Here is a 16,273-nt window from a genome sequence, read left to right as displayed (position 1 = left end):
TCATGCCCACTCGGCAAAAGATTGTTCACAAATTGAACAACTCCGGTATGATCGCGCGCCCAACACCGTGATCCAGCTTTACATAACGATGAAAACGACCCTGATTGCCGCAGCCGAAGTCGACCGCCTGGAAACCTGGCAGCGCTATGCCAGCCACATGTGCGGGGGCTGCCATTCGACCTGCTGCACCCTGCCGGTGGAAGTGAAGATCAAAGACCTGATCCGCATTGGTGTGGTGGACGAGTTCGAGAAGGACGAGCCGCCGAAGAACATCGCCAAACGCCTGCAGAAAGACGGGATCATCGAACGATTCAACCAGAAGTCGGGGATCTTCACCCTGACTCGGATGAGCAATGACGATTGCCTCTATCTGGATCGTAAGAGCCGGCTGTGCACCATTTATGACAAGCGCCCGGACACCTGCCGCAACCACCCGAAGATCGGGCCGCGGCCGGGGTATTGTGCGTACAAGCCGAAGGCGAACGTGCGCTGATTCATTGCCCTTGAGCACCTGCAGGCCACAGAGTCTGTATTCCCACCATGAACTCAGAAAATTCCTACACATTTGCACTGGAGGTACAGCCTCCTGCGAAATATCCTACGAGCTCTGTCGACGCGTGTCTGATTGTCCCTGGAAACCTGACTATCTAGGATTTCCGGGTCGCTGCTGTTTAGCGATGCGGGTGTGGAAACCCGGTTACTCACTCAGATCGCGGTTGTAATGGCAGCTGTGCGCGGGAGGCCGCTTGGCCTACCGGGTGCTTGGGTGACCGGTTTTTCCACCCCGCGTACAGTTGCCGCCTCTACGTGTGGAAACGTTGGTGGCAGTTCCTTTGATCTCACCCAGGAATTGCTATGAAAAAGATAGTCCCCGACCCACCTCACCATTTTGACCTGCCAGACGGCACGACCCTCACCTACGCCATCGGCAACAACCTCGTTCCCCTCGACCATGTCGTGGTCAACATCACCCATTACCTGACGATCGCCTACACCCACAGCCACCGCGCCCTCGATGGCATTGCCGATGAGGCCGCGCGAGAGTCGCTGATGAACGGGTTGCGGGCCATGCAGTTGGCCTGGGGGCAGGCGGATGCGCTTTCCCTCGCCCTGGAGCGTACCGGCAGCTTGCATTGATGCTCAACGCTTCGCGGGGCAAGCCCGCGCCCACAAAGACGGCACAACTCGCAAACCCTGTGAAGATCCTGTGGGAGCGGGCTTGTCCCGCGAACACCGGCTGAGCCGGTGCCATCCATCGTAGTAGTCAGGGAAATGGACCGATGACCGAAGACAACAAGACCACGCCAGGCAAAACCTTTTTCTACCAAGGCGAAGACCATGATCAGCCGCTGTTCCAGATAGCCGCCGGCATCCCGTGCCAGAACGCCCGTGAACAGGCCTCCGAGCTGATGGGCTATGTGCGCGACATGACGCTTACCGGTGTGATGGAAAACGACCAGCAACTGATCTGGGCTTCGCACTACTTGAGTGCATTGGCCAAGGCGCTGTTGGACGATGCCGAGTTGGGCATGATGCGCTAAGCCCGCCGCTCATTTTCCGCAACCGGGGAAGCTCGGGACGGGGCTGCCTGCACCAGCCCTATCGCCGGCAAGCCGGCTCCCACACAAAACCTGCAGCGCCGCAAATACACTGTGGGGGCCGGCTTGCCGGCGATAGGTCCAGATCAGTTGGGGAAGGTTCTGCAGGCTTGGCCATTGTCCTTCGGCGGATGGGTCGGGAAGGTCTCAGGTAACACCGTCACCGGGCTGGTGGCGACGAATCCATCAGCAAACCGCGCCTCCACAAACCGCGCCTGCCAGCCCTGCGACGGCGCAGTCCAGTCGAGACTGAAAGCTTCGCTGGGCACTAATGTCTGGGATGTGTAGCGAACCCCACAAGCATGCCGAAAATCCCGGTCCTCGCCGTTGTGCGCAGTCCAGACCTTCACTGCTACAGGCATTTCAGATAAGCGCACCTGCAATCGTCCCACCTCCTCGCCCGGCAACACCTGCACGCCAGGCAGAGGCCGACCCGCCTGGATACGCTGGACAAAGGGTACGAGCGTGGTAGCGACATGGGCGCGCACGCCGCCATGGTCCGAGTTCGGCAGCACCCTGAGGCTGGTCTGGCCCGGCAGACGCTGCAGGTAGTCCGTGGCGTGGTCGGGCGCGAAGAAATCATCCCCGCTGGCGGATACCAGGTACTTGGGTATTTCCAGGCGAGCGCCCGGCTCATCCAGATACCGCATCGGGTCCATCAGCCCCATCAGCCGCTCGAAAGCTGGGCTGCCCAACTGCTGCAAGACACCCGCTGCCTGATAGGGCCAAAGCGCCAGCGGCCATGCACCACCGTAGCGCTTGCGCAAGCCGGCCAACATATCGGAAGTGTCGGCAACATCGATGACGCTGGGCACAATCGCAATCACCCGGTCATCGGCCAAGGCCGTCAGCCACGCACTCCAACCGCGCTTCGAGGCGCCGGTGATGATGAAGCGCTCGATGCGCAATTCGGGCAATGCGCCTGCCGTGAGGTCCATCGCCCTGCTCGCGGCGGCAGCCATCGGCACATGCAGCGGTAGCTCCGGCGCGGCGGTTTCGCTGCGCAGCGCGTGCGCCCAGGTGTGGGCCACTGCGTGATCCTCGCGCATCGGCGCCTGGGCATCGCTGAAGGTCACGTACTGGTTGGGCACGTCGCTGATCATTGCCACAACGGTCTGCGTCTGCACAGCCACCGCACTGAGCGCCTCGGACGAGTAGTCGGGTGTCTGTTGTTTCTCACCCAATCTCACGCCGTTATTCACCACCAGCAGCGCCTTTTCCTGCAAGGCAGCGTCGGGCACATAAAGCTCGACGCGGTGCTCCCACAAGCGGGGTTCGACCACCGGTTCAGGCGCCCAGGCCTGCGAGGTCATCCGGTACTGATAAAGGGTATAGCCCTGCGCAGGCGTCTTCTGCTCAAGCTGGTACTGCAGCGGCGCCTGCCTTACCTTTTCGACATGACAGCGGGCCACTTCCTGCGGGCGCAGCCCGCTGCAGTCCTGCTGGGCACTGGCCTGATAACAGACAGCGAGACAGGGAATTACCAACAAATAGCGAGCGTTCATGTTTCGTGGTCCATGGAAAGGAGCAGGCAATGTAGGCAACGGTTCCAAGCGCCGCAAGGTAGCTGAAACATGCAGCCGCGAAATACAGCCGCTTCCTATGGCACTTTCCACAAAGCAAACAAAAACGCCCCCGGTCTTTCGACCGGGGGCGTTTTCATTCAGCCTGAACTAACTCAGTTCTTGGCTTTCTTGGCAGCGCGGGTACGCTCGCCTTCGTCCAGGATCTTCTTGCGCAGACGGATCGACTTCGGCGTGACTTCGCACAGCTCGTCGTCCTGGATGAATTCCAGGGCCTGTTCCAGGGTGTGGCGAACTGGCGGCACCAGGGCGATGACTTCGTCCTTGCCCGAAGCACGCATGTTGTCGAGCTTCTTGCCTTTGGTCGGGTTCACGCCCAGGTCGTTGTCGCGGCTGTTCAGGCCGATGATCTGACCGTTGTAGATCTCTTGACCGTGTTCAACGAACAGCTTGCCACGCGCCTGGAGGGTTTCCAGTGAGTAGGTCAGTGCCTTGCCGGTCTCGACCGAAACCAGTACGCCGTTCAGGCGGCCGGACATCTGGCCGGACTTCATGGTGTCGTAGCGATCGAAGATCGAGGTCAGAATGCCTGCACCGTTGGTCAGGGTCAGGAACTGGTTACGGAAACCGATCAGACCACGGGCTGGAATGTTGTACTCCAGGCGCACACGGCCTTTGCCATCCGGAACCATGTTGGTCAGGTCGCCTTTACGCAGACCCATCTCTTCCATGACCTTGCCCTGCGAATCTTCAGGGATGTCGATGGTGACGTTCTCGAACGGCTCCTGCTTGACGCCGTCGACTTCGCGGATGATCACTTCAGGACGGCCTACGGCCATCTCGAAGCCTTCACGGCGCATGGTTTCGATCAGTACCGACAGGTGCAGCTCACCACGGCCCGATACCTTGAACTTGTCAGGGGAATCGGTTTCCTGAACACGCAGAGCAACGTTATACAGCAGCTCCTTGTCCAGACGGTCCTTGATGTTACGGCTGGTGACGAACTTGCCTTCTTTACCGCAGAACGGCGAGTCGTTGACCTGGAAGGTCATGGAAACGGTCGGCTCGTCAACGGTCAGCGGCTTCATCGCTTCTACCGCGTCCGGGGCGCACAGGGTGTCGGAGATGAACAGCTCGTCGAAACCGCTGATGCAGACGATGTCGCCAGCCTGGGCTTCTTCGACGTCAACACGGTGCAGACCGTGGTGACCCATCAGCTTCAGGATACGGCCGTTGCGCTTCTTGCCGTTGGTGTCGATGGCGACAACCGGGGTGTTCGGCTTGACGCGACCACGGGCAATACGACCAACGCCGATAACGCCGAGGAAGCTGTTGTAGTCCAGCGCGGAGATCTGCATCTGGAACGAACCGTCACGGTCGACGTCCGGTGCTGGTACGTTGTCGACGATCGACTGGTACAGCGCGGTCATGTCTTCGCCCATGGCGGTGTGGTCCAGGCCGGCGATGCCGTTCAGGGCCGAGGCGTAGACGACTTTGAAGTCCAGCTGTTCGTCGGTGGCACCGAGGTTGTCGAACAGGTCGAAGATCTGGTCCAGAACCCAGTCAGGACGCGCGCCCGGACGGTCGACCTTGTTGATCACGACGATCGGCTTCAGACCGGCTTCGAAGGCCTTCTTGGTCACGAAGCGGGTTTGCGGCATAGGGCCGTCTTGAGCGTCGACCAGCAGCAGCACGGAGTCGACCATCGACATCACACGTTCTACCTCGCCACCGAAGTCGGCGTGGCCGGGGGTGTCGACGATGTTAATGTGGTAGCCGTTCCAGTTGATGGCGGTGTTCTTCGCCAGAATGGTAATGCCGCGCTCTTTTTCCTGGTCGTTGGAGTCCATGACGCGCTCGTCGTTGAGCTCGTTACGCTCCAGGGTGCCGGACTGGCGCAGGAGTTTGTCTACCAGGGTGGTCTTACCATGGTCAACGTGGGCGATGATGGCGATGTTACGCAGATTTTCGATCACAACTGTATCTCGATCAGAGGATTCGGTTGCCGCCAGTCTAGGCGGCCAATATGAAGTTAAAAGGCTCAGCGGGCCCAGCGGTCGGGAGGGCGATGGCGGATGCTGCCGCCATACAGCCCTGGCATCTTATGCCGGACGATAAACACGCACATTGGCATGTCCCTCACTGAGCAGGTGGTGTGCGTGCAGACGGCTCATCACACCTTTGTCGCAATACAGCAAGTACTGGCGCGTGGGGTCCAGGTGCTTGAACTTGCTGTTGATCGCGTAGAACGGCATGGCCTGGACTTCGATACCATCCAGTGCCAGTGGTTCGTCTTCCTGGGCGTCGGGATGACGGATGTCGATGACGATCTGGCCCGGCAGCGCCTCGGCCACTTCCTCGACTTCGATGTCCTTGCCCAGCTCGTCGATCACGTGGTCGATGGAGATGAACTTGGCGCGTTCGAGGGCGCGCTCCAGCACGGCCATGTCGAACTGCTTCTCTTCATGCTCCATGCGGTGACGCTTGGCATGAGTGGTCGGGTTCACCGAGATCACGCCGCAGTATTCAGGCATGTGCTTGGCGAAGTCGGCGGTGCCGATTTCGTTGGCCTGGTCGATGATGTCCTGCTTGTGGCTGGCCAGCAATGGGCGCAGTACCAGCTTGTCGGTGGCCGAATCGATGATCGACAGGTTCGGCAGCGTCTGGCTCGACACCTGGGAGATCGCCTCGCCGGTGACCAGCGCTTCGATTTCCAGACGGTCGGCCATGTGCGCCGCACCGCGCAGCATCATGCGCTTGAGGGTCACGCCCATGTAGCTGTTGTCGACCTTGTTGAGAATCTCGCCGACCACTTCTTCGAACGGCACGCTGATGAACAGCACGCGCTGGCTGCTGCCGTACTTCTTCCACAGGAAGTGGGCGACTTCCATCACCCCCAGCTCGTGGGCGCGGCCGCCGAGGTTGAAGAAGCAGAAGTGGGTCATCAGGCCACGGCGCATCATCTGGTAGGCCGCCACGGTGGAGTCGAAGCCACCGGACATCAGCACCAGGGTCTGCTCCAGGGCGCCCAGCGGGTAGCCGCCGATGCCCTGGTGCTGGTTGTGGATGACGTACAGGCGCTGGTCGCGGACTTCGATGCGCACCAGCACTTCCGGGGTCTTCAGGTCGATGCCGACGGCACCGCACTGTTGGCGCAACTGGCTGCCGACGTAGCGGTCGACGTCCATCGAAGTGAAGTCGTGGTGGCCGCCACGCTTGCAGCGCACGGCGAAGCGCTTGCCGGCCAGCAGGTGGCCGAAGTGCTGCTTGCACTTGGCGACGATGTCGTCGAAGTCGCCCAGCGGGTATTCCTCGACCTGCAGGAAGTGGGTGATACCCGGCGTGCAGGAAAGGCGCTCGATCATCTCGCGCTGGACCTTCTCGTCCTCGACGCGGGTAACCACTTCGAGATTGTCCCAGACACCATCGACCGCGAGCTCAGGATCGAGATCCTTGAGCACGTTGCGGATGTTCTTGCCGAGCTGACGGATGAAGCGCTTGCGCACTGGCCGGCTCTTGATGGTGATCTCTGGGAAGACTTTGACGATAAGTTTCATTGGGTTAACAGCGCGCGCAGGGCCTGCCGAAAATGAGGGGCGCGAATTATATCGGAAATTGCTCAGGATTTGACCAACTTTTGTACAGAAGGTTGGATTTATGTTGCCTGTACCGGCCCCATCGCCGGCAAGCCAGCTCCCACAGGCTCAATGACAAGCCTCAAGCCCTGCACCCTCCCCTGTGGGAGCCAGCTTGCTGGCGATGGGGCCCTTAAAGGAAGCGCAACTCTCAAGCAATGCACCGTATTGGTGCGCAACAAATAAAAATCGCATCTTAAGGGTGCATTTTTCTTCAGGCCAACCCCTGCATATGCCCGCAAACGCCCCCTTTTATCCCGCCCTCGCCATTTTCGGGCACTGGCATGCAATTTGCTCCCTTGTGAGGCAGGTAAGCTTGGCCGACTATCCGCGCCCGGCAACACCCTTTTTCCAGAGCAGCGGCCCACCGTGCTCTAGACCCTCCGGAGGACAACATGTCGAAGTCGGTTCAACTCATCAAAGATCATGACGTCAAGTGGATTGATCTGCGTTTCACGGACACCAAAGGCATTCAGCATCACGTGACCATGCCTGCGCGTGATGGCCTGGACGAAGACTTCTTCGAAGTCGGCAAAATGTTCGACGGCTCCTCCATCGCTGGCTGGAAAGGCATCGAAGCTTCCGACATGATCCTGATGCCGGTCGACGACACCGCCGTACTGGACCCGTTCACCGAAGAGCCGACCCTGATCATCACCTGCGACATCGTCGACCCGTCGAGCATGCAGGGCTACGATCGCGACCCGCGCGGCATCGCCAAGCGCGCCGAAGAGTACCTGAAGAGCACCGGCATCGGTGACACCGTGTTCGCAGGCCCGGAGCCTGAGTTCTTCATCTTCGACGAAGTGAAGTTCCAATCGGACATTTCCGGCTCGATGTTCAAGATCTTCTCCGAGCAAGGCTCGTGGATGACCGGCGCTGACGTGGAAGGCGGCAACAAAGGCCACCGTCCAGGCGTGAAAGGCGGCTACTTCCCGGTTCCGCCGTTCGACCACGACCACGAAATCCGTACTGCCATGTGCAACGCACTGGAAGAAATGGGCCAGACCGTTGAAGTTCACCACCACGAAGTGGCGACTGCCGGCCAGAACGAAATCGGCGTCAAGTTCAACACCCTGGTGAAGAAGGCTGACGAAGTACAGGCCCTGAAGTACGTCGTGCACAACGTTGCCGACGCCTACGGCAAGACCGCTACCTTCATGCCGAAGCCACTGTATGGCGACAACGGCTCGGGCATGCACGTGCACATGTCGATCTGGAAAGACGGCAAGAACACCTTCTCGGGTGAAGGCTATGCCGGTCTGTCCGACACCGCCCTGTACTTCATCGGCGGCATCATCAAGCACGGCAAGGCCCTGAACGGCTTCACCAACCCGTCGACCAACTCCTACAAGCGTCTGGTCCCAGGTTTCGAAGCTCCGGTGATGCTGGCCTACTCGGCTCGCAACCGTTCCGCCTCGATCCGCATTCCTTACGTCGGCAGCCCGAAAGCCCGCCGTATCGAAGCGCGCTTCCCGGACCCATCGGCCAACCCGTACCTGGCCTTCGCGGCCCTGCTGATGGCTGGCCTGGACGGCATCCAGAACAAGATCCACCCAGGCGACGCAGCTGACAAGAACCTGTACGACCTGCCACCGGAAGAGGCCAAGGACATTCCGCAAGTGTGCGGCAGCCTGAAAGAAGCCCTGGAAGAGCTGGACAAAGGCCGTGCGTTCCTGACCAAGGGCGGCGTGTTCTCCGACGACTTCATCGATGCCTTCATCGAACTGAAGAGCGAAGAAGAGATCAAGGTCCGTACCTTCGTGCACCCGCTGGAATACGAGCTGTACTACAGCTGCTGATGTGATCGGCGCCTTGCGCTGATCAACTCGACAGAAACGGCCTCCTTCGGGAGGCCGTTTCTGTTTCTGCCTTCTACAACTTCGGAAGGTTCCTACCCGAGAAATACGCCAGCTTCTGCACACTCGATACCTCACCCTTTTTGGAGAATTGCCATGCGTCCATTACCCGTTTTCGCTCTTGCCTTGAGCCTTGCTGGCTGCGCCAGCCCCCCGACAGGCAGCCCCGCCCTCGACCCCTTGCTCGACGCCATCGAGCAGCGCTTGAACCTGGCCAGCGCCGTAGCATTGCACAAGTGGGACCAGGGCCAACCCGTACAGGCAACCCAGCGCGAACAGCAGGTGCTGGCGAACGTGCGCGCGGCCGCGCCCGCTCATGGCCTGGCCCCGCAGCGCGCCGAAGCGTTTTTCGCCGACCAGATCGAAGCCAACAAGCTGGTCCAGTACAGCCTGCTCTCCCGCTGGCATCGCCAGGGCATGGCGCCGGACACGCCACGCCAGGACTTGCAGCAACAGATCCGCCCACAACTCGACGAGCTGCAGGCCAAGTTGCTGGTCCGACTGGCCGCATTCGAGCAGCAGCCGCCACCGGCGTGCGCCACCCGACTGGCCGAGGCGCTGGCCAGCCGACCGGTCGACAACCTGACCCGCAGCGCACTGGTACGTGCCACCGGCCAGCTGTGCGACAAACCTTGAAACCTCTATGCTCTATATTGGTGCAGTCAATGCAATACGGGCGTTGAGGGCAGCCCAAAATGGGTCACAAAAAACGTTAAACCAGGGCATTCTGTTCCGAATTCGCGCAATTACAGGCCTTTTTCGGCCAATTCCGCTTCTTTTCGGAGCCTTGGTTTGTTTCTTGCATTTTTAGTCCCATGAGGCTGGCATCAGCGGATCCATAGCGCGCCCGGCCATGCCCACCGCCATGCCAGACAAGCGCCAAAAGAGGTCAACGACGCCTTATGACCATCAGCGATGCACAGCACCGTCTGCTTCTGGACAACCTGACCACAGCCACGCTACTGCTCAATGCGGAACTGCGCCTGGAATACATGAACCCGGCCGCCGAAATGCTGCTGGCGGTCAGCGGCCAGCGCAGTCATGGGCAATTCATCAGCGAGCTGTTCACCGAGTCGACCGAGGCGCTCAACTCCTTGCGCCAGGCGGTGGAACACGCGCACCCCTTCACCAAGCGTGAAGCGCAACTGACTTCGCTGACCGGCCAGACCATCACCGTCGACTACGCGGTGACGCCGATCCTGCACCAGGGCAGTACCCTGCTGTTGCTGGAGGTACACCCGCGCGACCGCCTGCTGCGCATCACCAAGGAAGAAGCCCAGCTGAGCAAGCAGGAAACCACCAAGATGCTGGTGCGCGGCCTGGCCCACGAAATCAAGAACCCGCTGGGTGGTATCCGTGGCGCGGCGCAGTTGCTGGCACGTGAACTCCCTGAGGAGGGGCTGCGCGACTACACCAACGTGATCATCGAGGAAGCCGACCGGCTGCGTAACCTGGTCGACCGCATGCTGGGCTCCAACAAGCTGCCATCGCTGGCCATGACCAATATCCACGAGGTACTGGAGCGGGTCTGCAGCCTGGTCGACGCCGAAAGCCAAGGGTGCATCACCTTGGTGCGTGACTACGACCCCAGCCTGCCCGACCTGCTCATCGACCGCGAGCAGATGATCCAGGCGGTATTGAACATCGTGCGCAACGCCATGCAGGCGATCAGTTCGCAGAACGAACTGCGCCTGGGCCGCATCACCCTGCGCAGCCGTGCAGTGCGCCAGTTCACCATCGGCCATGTGCGCCACCGCCTGGTGGCCCGCGTCGAGATCATCGACAACGGCCCGGGCATTCCGACGGAACTGCAGGACACCCTCTTCTATCCCATGGTCAGTGGACGTCCGGATGGCACCGGGCTGGGCCTGGCCATCACCCAGAACATCATCAGCCAGCACCAGGGCCTGATCGAGTGCGAAAGCCACGCGGGCCACACCGCGTTTTCGATCTTCCTGCCCCTGGAACAAGGAGCCACCGCCTCATGAGCCGAAGTGAAACCGTATGGATCGTCGACGATGATCGCTCCATCCGCTGGGTCCTGGAAAAAGCCCTGCAACAGGAAGGCATGACCACCCAGAGCTTCGACAGCGCCGACGGCGTGATGGGCCGCCTGGCCCGGCAGCAACCGGACGTGATCATTTCCGACATCCGCATGCCAGGTGCCAGCGGCCTCGACCTGCTGGCCCAGATCCGCGAGCAGCATCCACGCCTGCCGGTCATCATCATGACTGCCCATTCCGACCTGGACAGCGCCGTGGCCTCCTACCAGGGTGGTGCCTTCGAGTACCTGCCCAAGCCGTTCGATGTCGACGAAGCCGTGTCGCTGGTCAAGCGTGCCAACCAGCACGCCCAGGAACAGCAAGGCCTGGACGTGCCCCTGGCGCTGGCCCGGACCCCCGAGATCATCGGCGAAGCGCCAGCGATGCAGGAGGTGTTTCGCGCCATCGGCCGGCTCAGCCATTCCAATATCACTGTCTTGATCAACGGCGAGTCGGGTACCGGCAAAGAGTTGGTGGCGCATGCCCTGCACCGTCACAGCCCGCGTGCAGCGTCGCCATTCATCGCCTTGAACATGGCGGCGATCCCCAAGGACCTGATGGAGTCCGAGCTGTTCGGTCACGAGAAAGGCGCCTTCACTGGTGCGGCCAACTTGCGACGCGGGCGTTTCGAGCAGGCTGACGGCGGCACGCTGTTCCTCGACGAGATCGGTGACATGCCGGCCGACACCCAGACCCGACTGCTGCGGGTGCTGGCCGACGGCGAGTTCTATCGCGTTGGCGGCCATGTGCCGGTGAAGGTCGATGTGCGCATCATCGCGGCGACCCACCAGAACCTTGAGTCGCTGGTAACAGCCGGCAAGTTCCGTGAGGACTTGTTCCACCGCTTGAACGTCATACGCATTCACATTCCACGCCTGGCAGACCGGCGCGAAGACATTCCGGCGCTGGCTCGCCACTTCCTCGGCCGTGCCGCCCAGGAACTGGCCGTGGAGCCGAAACTGCTGAAACCGGAAACCGAAGAGTTCATCCGCAACCTGCCTTGGCCAGGCAACGTGCGCCAACTGGAGAACACCTGCCGCTGGATCACCGTGATGGCCTCCAGCCGTGAAGTGCTGATTGGCGACCTACCGCCTGAACTGCTGAATCTGCCGCAGGATACAGCCCCGGTCACCAACTGGGAGCAGGCGCTGCGTCAGTGGGCTGACCAGGCGTTGGCACGCGGTCAATCGAACTTGCTCGACAGTGCCGTGCCCAGCTTCGAACGGATCATGATAGAGACGGCGCTCAAGCACACGGCCGGGCGACGTCGCGATGCGGCGGTGCTGCTGGGCTGGGGGCGCAATACCCTGACCCGCAAGATCAAGGAGCTGGGGATGAATGTGGATGGCGGGGATGATGACGATGGCGAAGACCATTGAGACCTGGTAAGTCGCTAGATCCTTGGGGCTGCGCAGCAGCCCCAGCAATTTCAGCCTCATGCACCGAACCTGTGCCCTGCGCACCGCCCCAAGGCACAAATCCCCGCAAAACCCGTCCAAATCCATCTCAAAGCCCAATAATCACGGGCTTTTCAAAACTGGCACGCCCCCTGCAATAACCCAGATATCTCCAGTTTCGGGGACCTCGGTACAGGCAGGCCGGGAAATCCCCTCTTTTATTCGTGCAGGCGCACCTGCACACGCCAACGCCCAGCGTCCTCTGCACCGGTCCACTCGCCCTGCAGAGGCCGGGCGGCCACCAGGGTCAGCAACAACCCCTCTTCGCTTTTCTGCAAACGCCAACCCACCGGTTTGCCCTGCAGGCTCAATTGCCCGCGCTGGGCCTTGCCTTCGGCTTCGAACAGCACGGCAACCGTCCCTTCGACATGCTCACCGTGCAGCTTCGGCTCTTCGTTGAACCACAGGTCGAGCCCATCCTGGACCACATCGACCTGCTCCAGCACACGCTCATCCGGTGTGGTGAGGCGACCGATCATCAGCCCAACCATCAGGCCGACGATCGCCAGGGACAGCAGCACACGCGGCAAGCCCTTCGTTCGCAGGTCCGCTTCAGGGGTAGAATGCTCGCCATCTTCTTGCTTGGAGCCGTGCATGTTTCACGTCATCCTCTTTCAACCAGAAATTCCGCCGAACACCGGCAATATCATCCGTCTGTGCGCCAACAGCGGTTGCGACCTGCACCTGATCGAGCCGATCAGTTTCGAGCTGGACGACAAGCGCCTGCGCCGCGCCGGGCTGGACTACCACGAGTATGCCACGCTCAAGCGCCACGAAAGCCTGGCCGGATGCCTGGAAAGCCTGGGTAACCCGCGGCTGTTCGCCTTTACCACCAAGGGCTCGCACCCGTTCCACGAAGTCGCTTATCAGCCGGGCGATGCCTTTTTGTTCGGGCCCGAAAGCCGCGGCCTGCCAGCCGAGGTGCTGGACAGCCTGCCGGCGGAGCAGCGCCTGCGCCTGCCGATGCGGCCGGGGTGCCGTAGCCTGAACCTGTCCAATACCGTGGCGGTCACGGTGTACGAAGCGTGGCGGCAGCAAGGGTTTGCCGGGAGTTGATAGGGCCCAGCGGGCAACAAAAAAGCGCCCCGAGGGGCGCTTTCTTCAAACCAGCAATATCACTGCACGGTCGGCACTTCGCCAGCGTCCTGCATGCGCTGCATTTCTTGCGCGTACAGGGCGTCGAAGTTCACCGGCGACAGCATCAGCGCCGGGAACGAACCACGGGTCACCAGGCTGTCCAGGGTCTCGCGCGCATACGGGAACAGGATGTTCGGGCAGAACGCGCCGAGGGTGTGGCTCATCGAGGACGCGTCGAGGTTCTTGATGAGGAAGATGCCGGCCTGCTGGACTTCGGCAATGAAGGCCACTTCGTCACCGTTCTTGACGGTCACCGACAGGGTCAGCACCACCTCGTGGAAGTCGCCTTCCAAGCCTTTCTGCTTGGTGTTCAGGTCCAGGGAAACGCTTGGCTCCCACTGCTGGCGGAAGATCTGCGGGCTCTTCGGCGCCTCGAAAGACAGGTCGCGCACGTAGATACGCTGCAGCGAGAACTGTGGGCTGTTGTCTTCGGCAGCTGCGCCGTTGGTCTGTTGGTCGGTCATGGCAGATCCTTATCCTAATGTTTTCGAATGCACAGCAAGTCAGGCCGCCAGCAGCGCGTCGAGCTTGCCGGCGCGCTCCAGGGCATAAAGGTCATCGCAACCGCCAACGTGGGTAGTGCCGATCCAGATCTGCGGCACGGAGGTACGGCCGGCCTTCTGGCTCATTTCGGCGCGCAGCTGCGGCTTGCCATCGACCTTGATTTCCTCGAAGGCCACACCCTTGCTCTCGAGCAGGTACTTGGCGCGCATGCAGTAGAGGCAATAGTCGCTGGAGTAGACGATGACGGGCTTCATATCACTTCACCAGGGGCAGGTTATCGGCTTTCCAGCTGGAAACACCACCGCTGAGCTTGGCGGCGGTGTAGCCAGCCTTGAGCAGGTCGCGGCAGATCATGCCGGACTGCTGGCCCATCGCGTCAACGACGATCAGGGTCTTTTCCTTGTGCTTGTCCAGTTCGGCCATGCGGCTGGCCATTTTGTCCTGCGGAATGTTCACCGCGCCGACGATGTGGCCGGCGGAGTATTCCTTGGCCGGGCGGATATCGATGACCAGGGCCTTCTCGGCGTTGACCAGCGCGGTCAGCTGGCCATTGCTCAAGCTCTGGCCGCCACGACGGATTTCATTGACCAGCAAGGCGACCAGCAGAACAACGAAGATCGCAACCAGGATGTAGTGATCTGTCGCGAATTGAATCAGGTGAGCAACCATCAGCGGTGTTCCAGGCGATTGAAAATGCCGGCCAGTATACACAGCCCCCCATGACCACCAAAGCCCGTCACGCCGGCGGGAAAGGTGCCTTCATGTTGCACAGGATGACCACGCCGGTCAGCGAACAGGACGATTATTCGCCGCAGGTGGCACATTTGCCCTAAAATGCGTGTCTTTATCATCTTTGAACAACCGTGAGTTTGATTGATGACGAGCACCCCCAAACCCCTTGTCCTGATCATCCTGGATGGTTTCGGTCACAGCGAAAGCCCCGAATACAACGCCATCTTTGCCGCCAACACCCCGGTCTATGACCGCCTGCGCGCGAGTCAGCCGCACGGCTTGATCTCCGGCTCAGGCATGGATGTCGGCCTGCCGGACGGGCAGATGGGCAACTCCGAAGTCGGTCACATGAACCTCGGTGCTGGCCGCGTCGTCTACCAGGACTTCACCCGGGTGACCAAGGCCATCCGCGACGGCGAGTTCTTCCACAACCCGGTGCTTGGCGGTGCGGTGGACAAGGCTGCAGGTGCGGGCAAGGCCGTGCACATCCTCGGCCTGCTCTCCGACGGCGGCGTACACAGCCACCAGGACCACTTGGTCGCCATGGCCGAGCTGGCCGTACAACGTGGTGCCGAGAAAATCTACCTGCACGCCTTCCTCGACGGCCGTGACACTCCGCCGCGCAGCGCGCAGTCGTCCATCGAACTGCTTGATGCCGCCTTCGCCAAGCTCGGCAAGGGGCGCATCGCGAGCCTGATCGGCCGCTACTACGCGATGGACCGTGACAACCGCTGGGACCGTGTCAGCGCCGCCTACAACCTGATCGTCGACAGCGTTGCCGAATACAGCGCAGACAGCGCCGTTGCCGGCCTGGAAGCGGCTTATGCACGTGACGAGAGCGACGAGTTCGTCAAGGCCACGCGCATCGGCGAAGCGGTCAAGGTCGAAGACGGCGATGCGGTGATCTTCATGAACTTCCGCGCCGACCGCGCCCGCGAACTGTCGCGCGTGTTCGTCGAGGCCGATTTCAACGAGTTCCCGCGCGCGCGCCTGCCGAAGCTGGCGGCCTACATCGGCCTGACCCAGTACTCGGCGAAGATCCCGGCCCCTGCGGCCTTCGCCCCGGCCAGCCTGAACAATGTGCTGGGCGAATACCTGGCGAAGAACGGCAAGACCCAGCTGCGCATCGCCGAAACCGAGAAGTATGCCCACGTCACCTTCTTCTTCTCGGGCGGGCGCGAAGAGCCGTTCGAAGGCGAAGAGCGCATCCTCATCCCGTCGCCGAAGGTTGCCACCTACGACCTGCAACCAGAAATGAGCGCACCGGAGGTCACTGACCGCATCGTCGAGGCCATCGAGCAGCAGCGTCATGACGTCATCGTGGTCAACTACGCCAACGGCGACATGGTCGGCCACACCGGCGTGTTCGAGGCCGCGGTCAAGGCGGTCGAGGCCCTCGACGGCTGTGTCGGTCGCATCGTCGAGGCGCTCGACAAGGTAGGCGGCGAAGCGCTGATCACTGCCGACCATGGCAACGTCGAGCAGATGGAAGACGCGTGCACCGGCCAGGCGCACACGGCGCACACCACCGAGCCGGTGCCGTTCATCTATGTCGGCAAGCGCAAGGTCAAGGTCCGCGAAGGCGGCGTGCTGGCCGACGTGGCGCCGACCATGCTTGAACTGCTGGGGCTGGAGAAGCCGGCTGAAATGACTGGCACTTCGATTCTGGTCGAGGCCTGATCTGTGCACAGGGGGCGCTTCGCGCCCCTTGTGGGAACTGGCTTGCCGGCGATTGGGCTGCAAAGCAGCCCCTGTGCAGATGAATTCCAGACAAACGCCCCGCCGC

General features: G+C 61.2%; 16 protein-coding genes. 9 read left to right on the top strand and 7 right to left on the bottom strand.

Annotation, left to right across the window (positions count from 1 at the left end):
* Nucleotides 1-88 precede the first annotated feature (88 nt).
* From PPL01S_RS01200 to PPL01S_RS01190, 3 genes are all read left to right on the top strand, one after another.
* The gene (locus tag PPL01S_RS01200) at nt 89-493 is read left to right on the top strand and encodes a YkgJ family cysteine cluster protein (protein WP_016395391.1); all 405 of its coding nucleotides are present in this window, start codon (nt 89-91) and stop codon (nt 491-493) included.
* 362 nt (nt 494-855) lie between these two features.
* Entirely contained in the window at nt 856-1,137 is a 282-nt protein-coding gene (locus PPL01S_RS01195) for a hypothetical protein (protein WP_016395392.1), read from the top strand.
* 143 nt (nt 1,138-1,280) lie between these two features.
* On the top strand, nt 1,281-1,541 hold the full coding sequence (locus PPL01S_RS01190; RefSeq protein WP_016395393.1) for a DUF3077 domain-containing protein: 261 nt from the start codon (nt 1,281-1,283) through the stop codon (nt 1,539-1,541).
* Nucleotides 1,542-1,684: 143 nt separating this feature from the next.
* On the opposite strand, the gene PPL01S_RS01185 is transcribed toward PPL01S_RS01190, so the two are convergent.
* From PPL01S_RS01185 to thiI, 3 genes are all read right to left on the bottom strand, one after another.
* A complete protein-coding gene (locus PPL01S_RS01185; protein WP_016395394.1) occupies nt 1,685-3,103 on the bottom strand; it encodes a PhoPQ-activated pathogenicity-related family protein in 1,419 nt (472 codons plus the stop codon).
* A 173-nt stretch (nt 3,104-3,276) separates the two neighbouring features.
* Nucleotides 3,277-5,097 (bottom strand): translational GTPase TypA, encoded by a 1,821-nt coding sequence (typA, locus tag PPL01S_RS01180; protein ID WP_016395395.1) that lies wholly within the window; start codon nt 5,095-5,097, stop codon nt 3,277-3,279.
* 126 nt (nt 5,098-5,223) lie between these two features.
* The gene (thiI, locus tag PPL01S_RS01175; RefSeq protein WP_016395396.1) at nt 5,224-6,678 is read right to left on the bottom strand and encodes a tRNA uracil 4-sulfurtransferase ThiI; all 1,455 of its coding nucleotides are present in this window, start codon (nt 6,676-6,678) and stop codon (nt 5,224-5,226) included.
* 473 nt (nt 6,679-7,151) lie between these two features.
* On the opposite strand from thiI, the gene glnA reads away from it, so the two are divergent.
* The 4 genes from glnA (at nt 7,152) to ntrC (ending at nt 12,036) form a co-directional block, all read left to right on the top strand.
* On the top strand, nt 7,152-8,558 hold the full coding sequence (glnA, locus tag PPL01S_RS01170) for a type I glutamate--ammonia ligase (RefSeq protein WP_016395397.1): 1,407 nt from the start codon (nt 7,152-7,154) through the stop codon (nt 8,556-8,558).
* A gap of 153 nt (nt 8,559-8,711) precedes the next feature.
* Nucleotides 8,712-9,251 carry a chorismate mutase gene (locus PPL01S_RS01165; protein ID WP_028625086.1) on the top strand — a complete coding sequence of 180 codons (540 nt, stop codon included), beginning with the start codon at nt 8,712-8,714 and terminating at the stop codon, nt 9,249-9,251.
* 266 nt (nt 9,252-9,517) lie between these two features.
* Complete coding sequence (gene glnL, locus PPL01S_RS01160) at nt 9,518-10,603, top strand: nitrogen regulation protein NR(II) (protein ID WP_016395399.1); 1,086 nt, start codon at nt 9,518-9,520, stop codon at nt 10,601-10,603.
* On the top strand, nt 10,600-12,036 hold the full coding sequence (gene ntrC, locus PPL01S_RS01155) for a nitrogen regulation protein NR(I) (protein WP_016395400.1): 1,437 nt from the start codon (nt 10,600-10,602) through the stop codon (nt 12,034-12,036). The genes glnL and ntrC overlap by 4 nt, the downstream gene beginning before the upstream one ends.
* Nucleotides 12,037-12,272: 236 nt before the next feature.
* Here ntrC and PPL01S_RS01150 read toward each other — a convergent pair whose 3' ends face one another.
* On the bottom strand, nt 12,273-12,710 hold the full coding sequence (locus tag PPL01S_RS01150; protein WP_016395401.1) for a hypothetical protein: 438 nt from the start codon (nt 12,708-12,710) through the stop codon (nt 12,273-12,275).
* Between PPL01S_RS01150 and trmL the strand changes: the two genes are divergently transcribed.
* Entirely contained in the window at nt 12,709-13,170 is a 462-nt protein-coding gene (trmL, locus tag PPL01S_RS01145) for a tRNA (uridine(34)/cytosine(34)/5-carboxymethylaminomethyluridine(34)-2'-O)-methyltransferase TrmL (protein WP_008093177.1), read from the top strand. The two genes, PPL01S_RS01150 and trmL, sit on opposite strands and share 2 nt — an antisense overlap.
* Before the next feature lie 59 nt (nt 13,171-13,229).
* Here the strand turns inward: trmL and secB are convergent, their stop codons facing one another.
* The 3 genes from secB to PPL01S_RS01130 are packed head-to-tail and all read right to left on the bottom strand — an operon-like array spanning nt 13,230 to nt 14,424.
* Nucleotides 13,230-13,715, bottom strand: a complete 486-nt coding sequence (gene secB, locus PPL01S_RS01140) for a protein-export chaperone SecB (RefSeq protein WP_016395402.1) — start codon at nt 13,713-13,715, stop codon at nt 13,230-13,232.
* A 39-nt stretch (nt 13,716-13,754) separates the two neighbouring features.
* Nucleotides 13,755-14,009, bottom strand: coding sequence for a glutaredoxin 3 (gene grxC / locus PPL01S_RS01135; RefSeq protein ID WP_016395403.1), 255 nt, complete (start codon nt 14,007-14,009; stop codon nt 13,755-13,757).
* A 1-nt stretch (nt 14,010) separates the two neighbouring features.
* The gene (locus PPL01S_RS01130; RefSeq protein ID WP_016395404.1) at nt 14,011-14,424 is read right to left on the bottom strand and encodes a rhodanese-like domain-containing protein; all 414 of its coding nucleotides are present in this window, start codon (nt 14,422-14,424) and stop codon (nt 14,011-14,013) included.
* 207 nt (nt 14,425-14,631) lie between these two features.
* Between PPL01S_RS01130 and gpmI the strand changes: the two genes are divergently transcribed.
* Nucleotides 14,632-16,167, top strand: coding sequence for a 2,3-bisphosphoglycerate-independent phosphoglycerate mutase (gene gpmI / locus PPL01S_RS01125; protein WP_016395406.1), 1,536 nt, complete (start codon nt 14,632-14,634; stop codon nt 16,165-16,167).
* The last annotated feature ends 106 nt before the right edge of the window (nt 16,168-16,273 follow it).

The sequence above is a fragment of the Pseudomonas plecoglossicida NBRC 103162 = DSM 15088 genome (assembly GCF_000730665.1).
GTDB lineage: Bacteria > Pseudomonadota > Gammaproteobacteria > Pseudomonadales > Pseudomonadaceae > Aquipseudomonas > Aquipseudomonas plecoglossicida.
The sequence above is the reverse complement of the archived record's forward strand: the minus strand, read 5'-3'. Positions and strand labels throughout refer to the sequence as shown.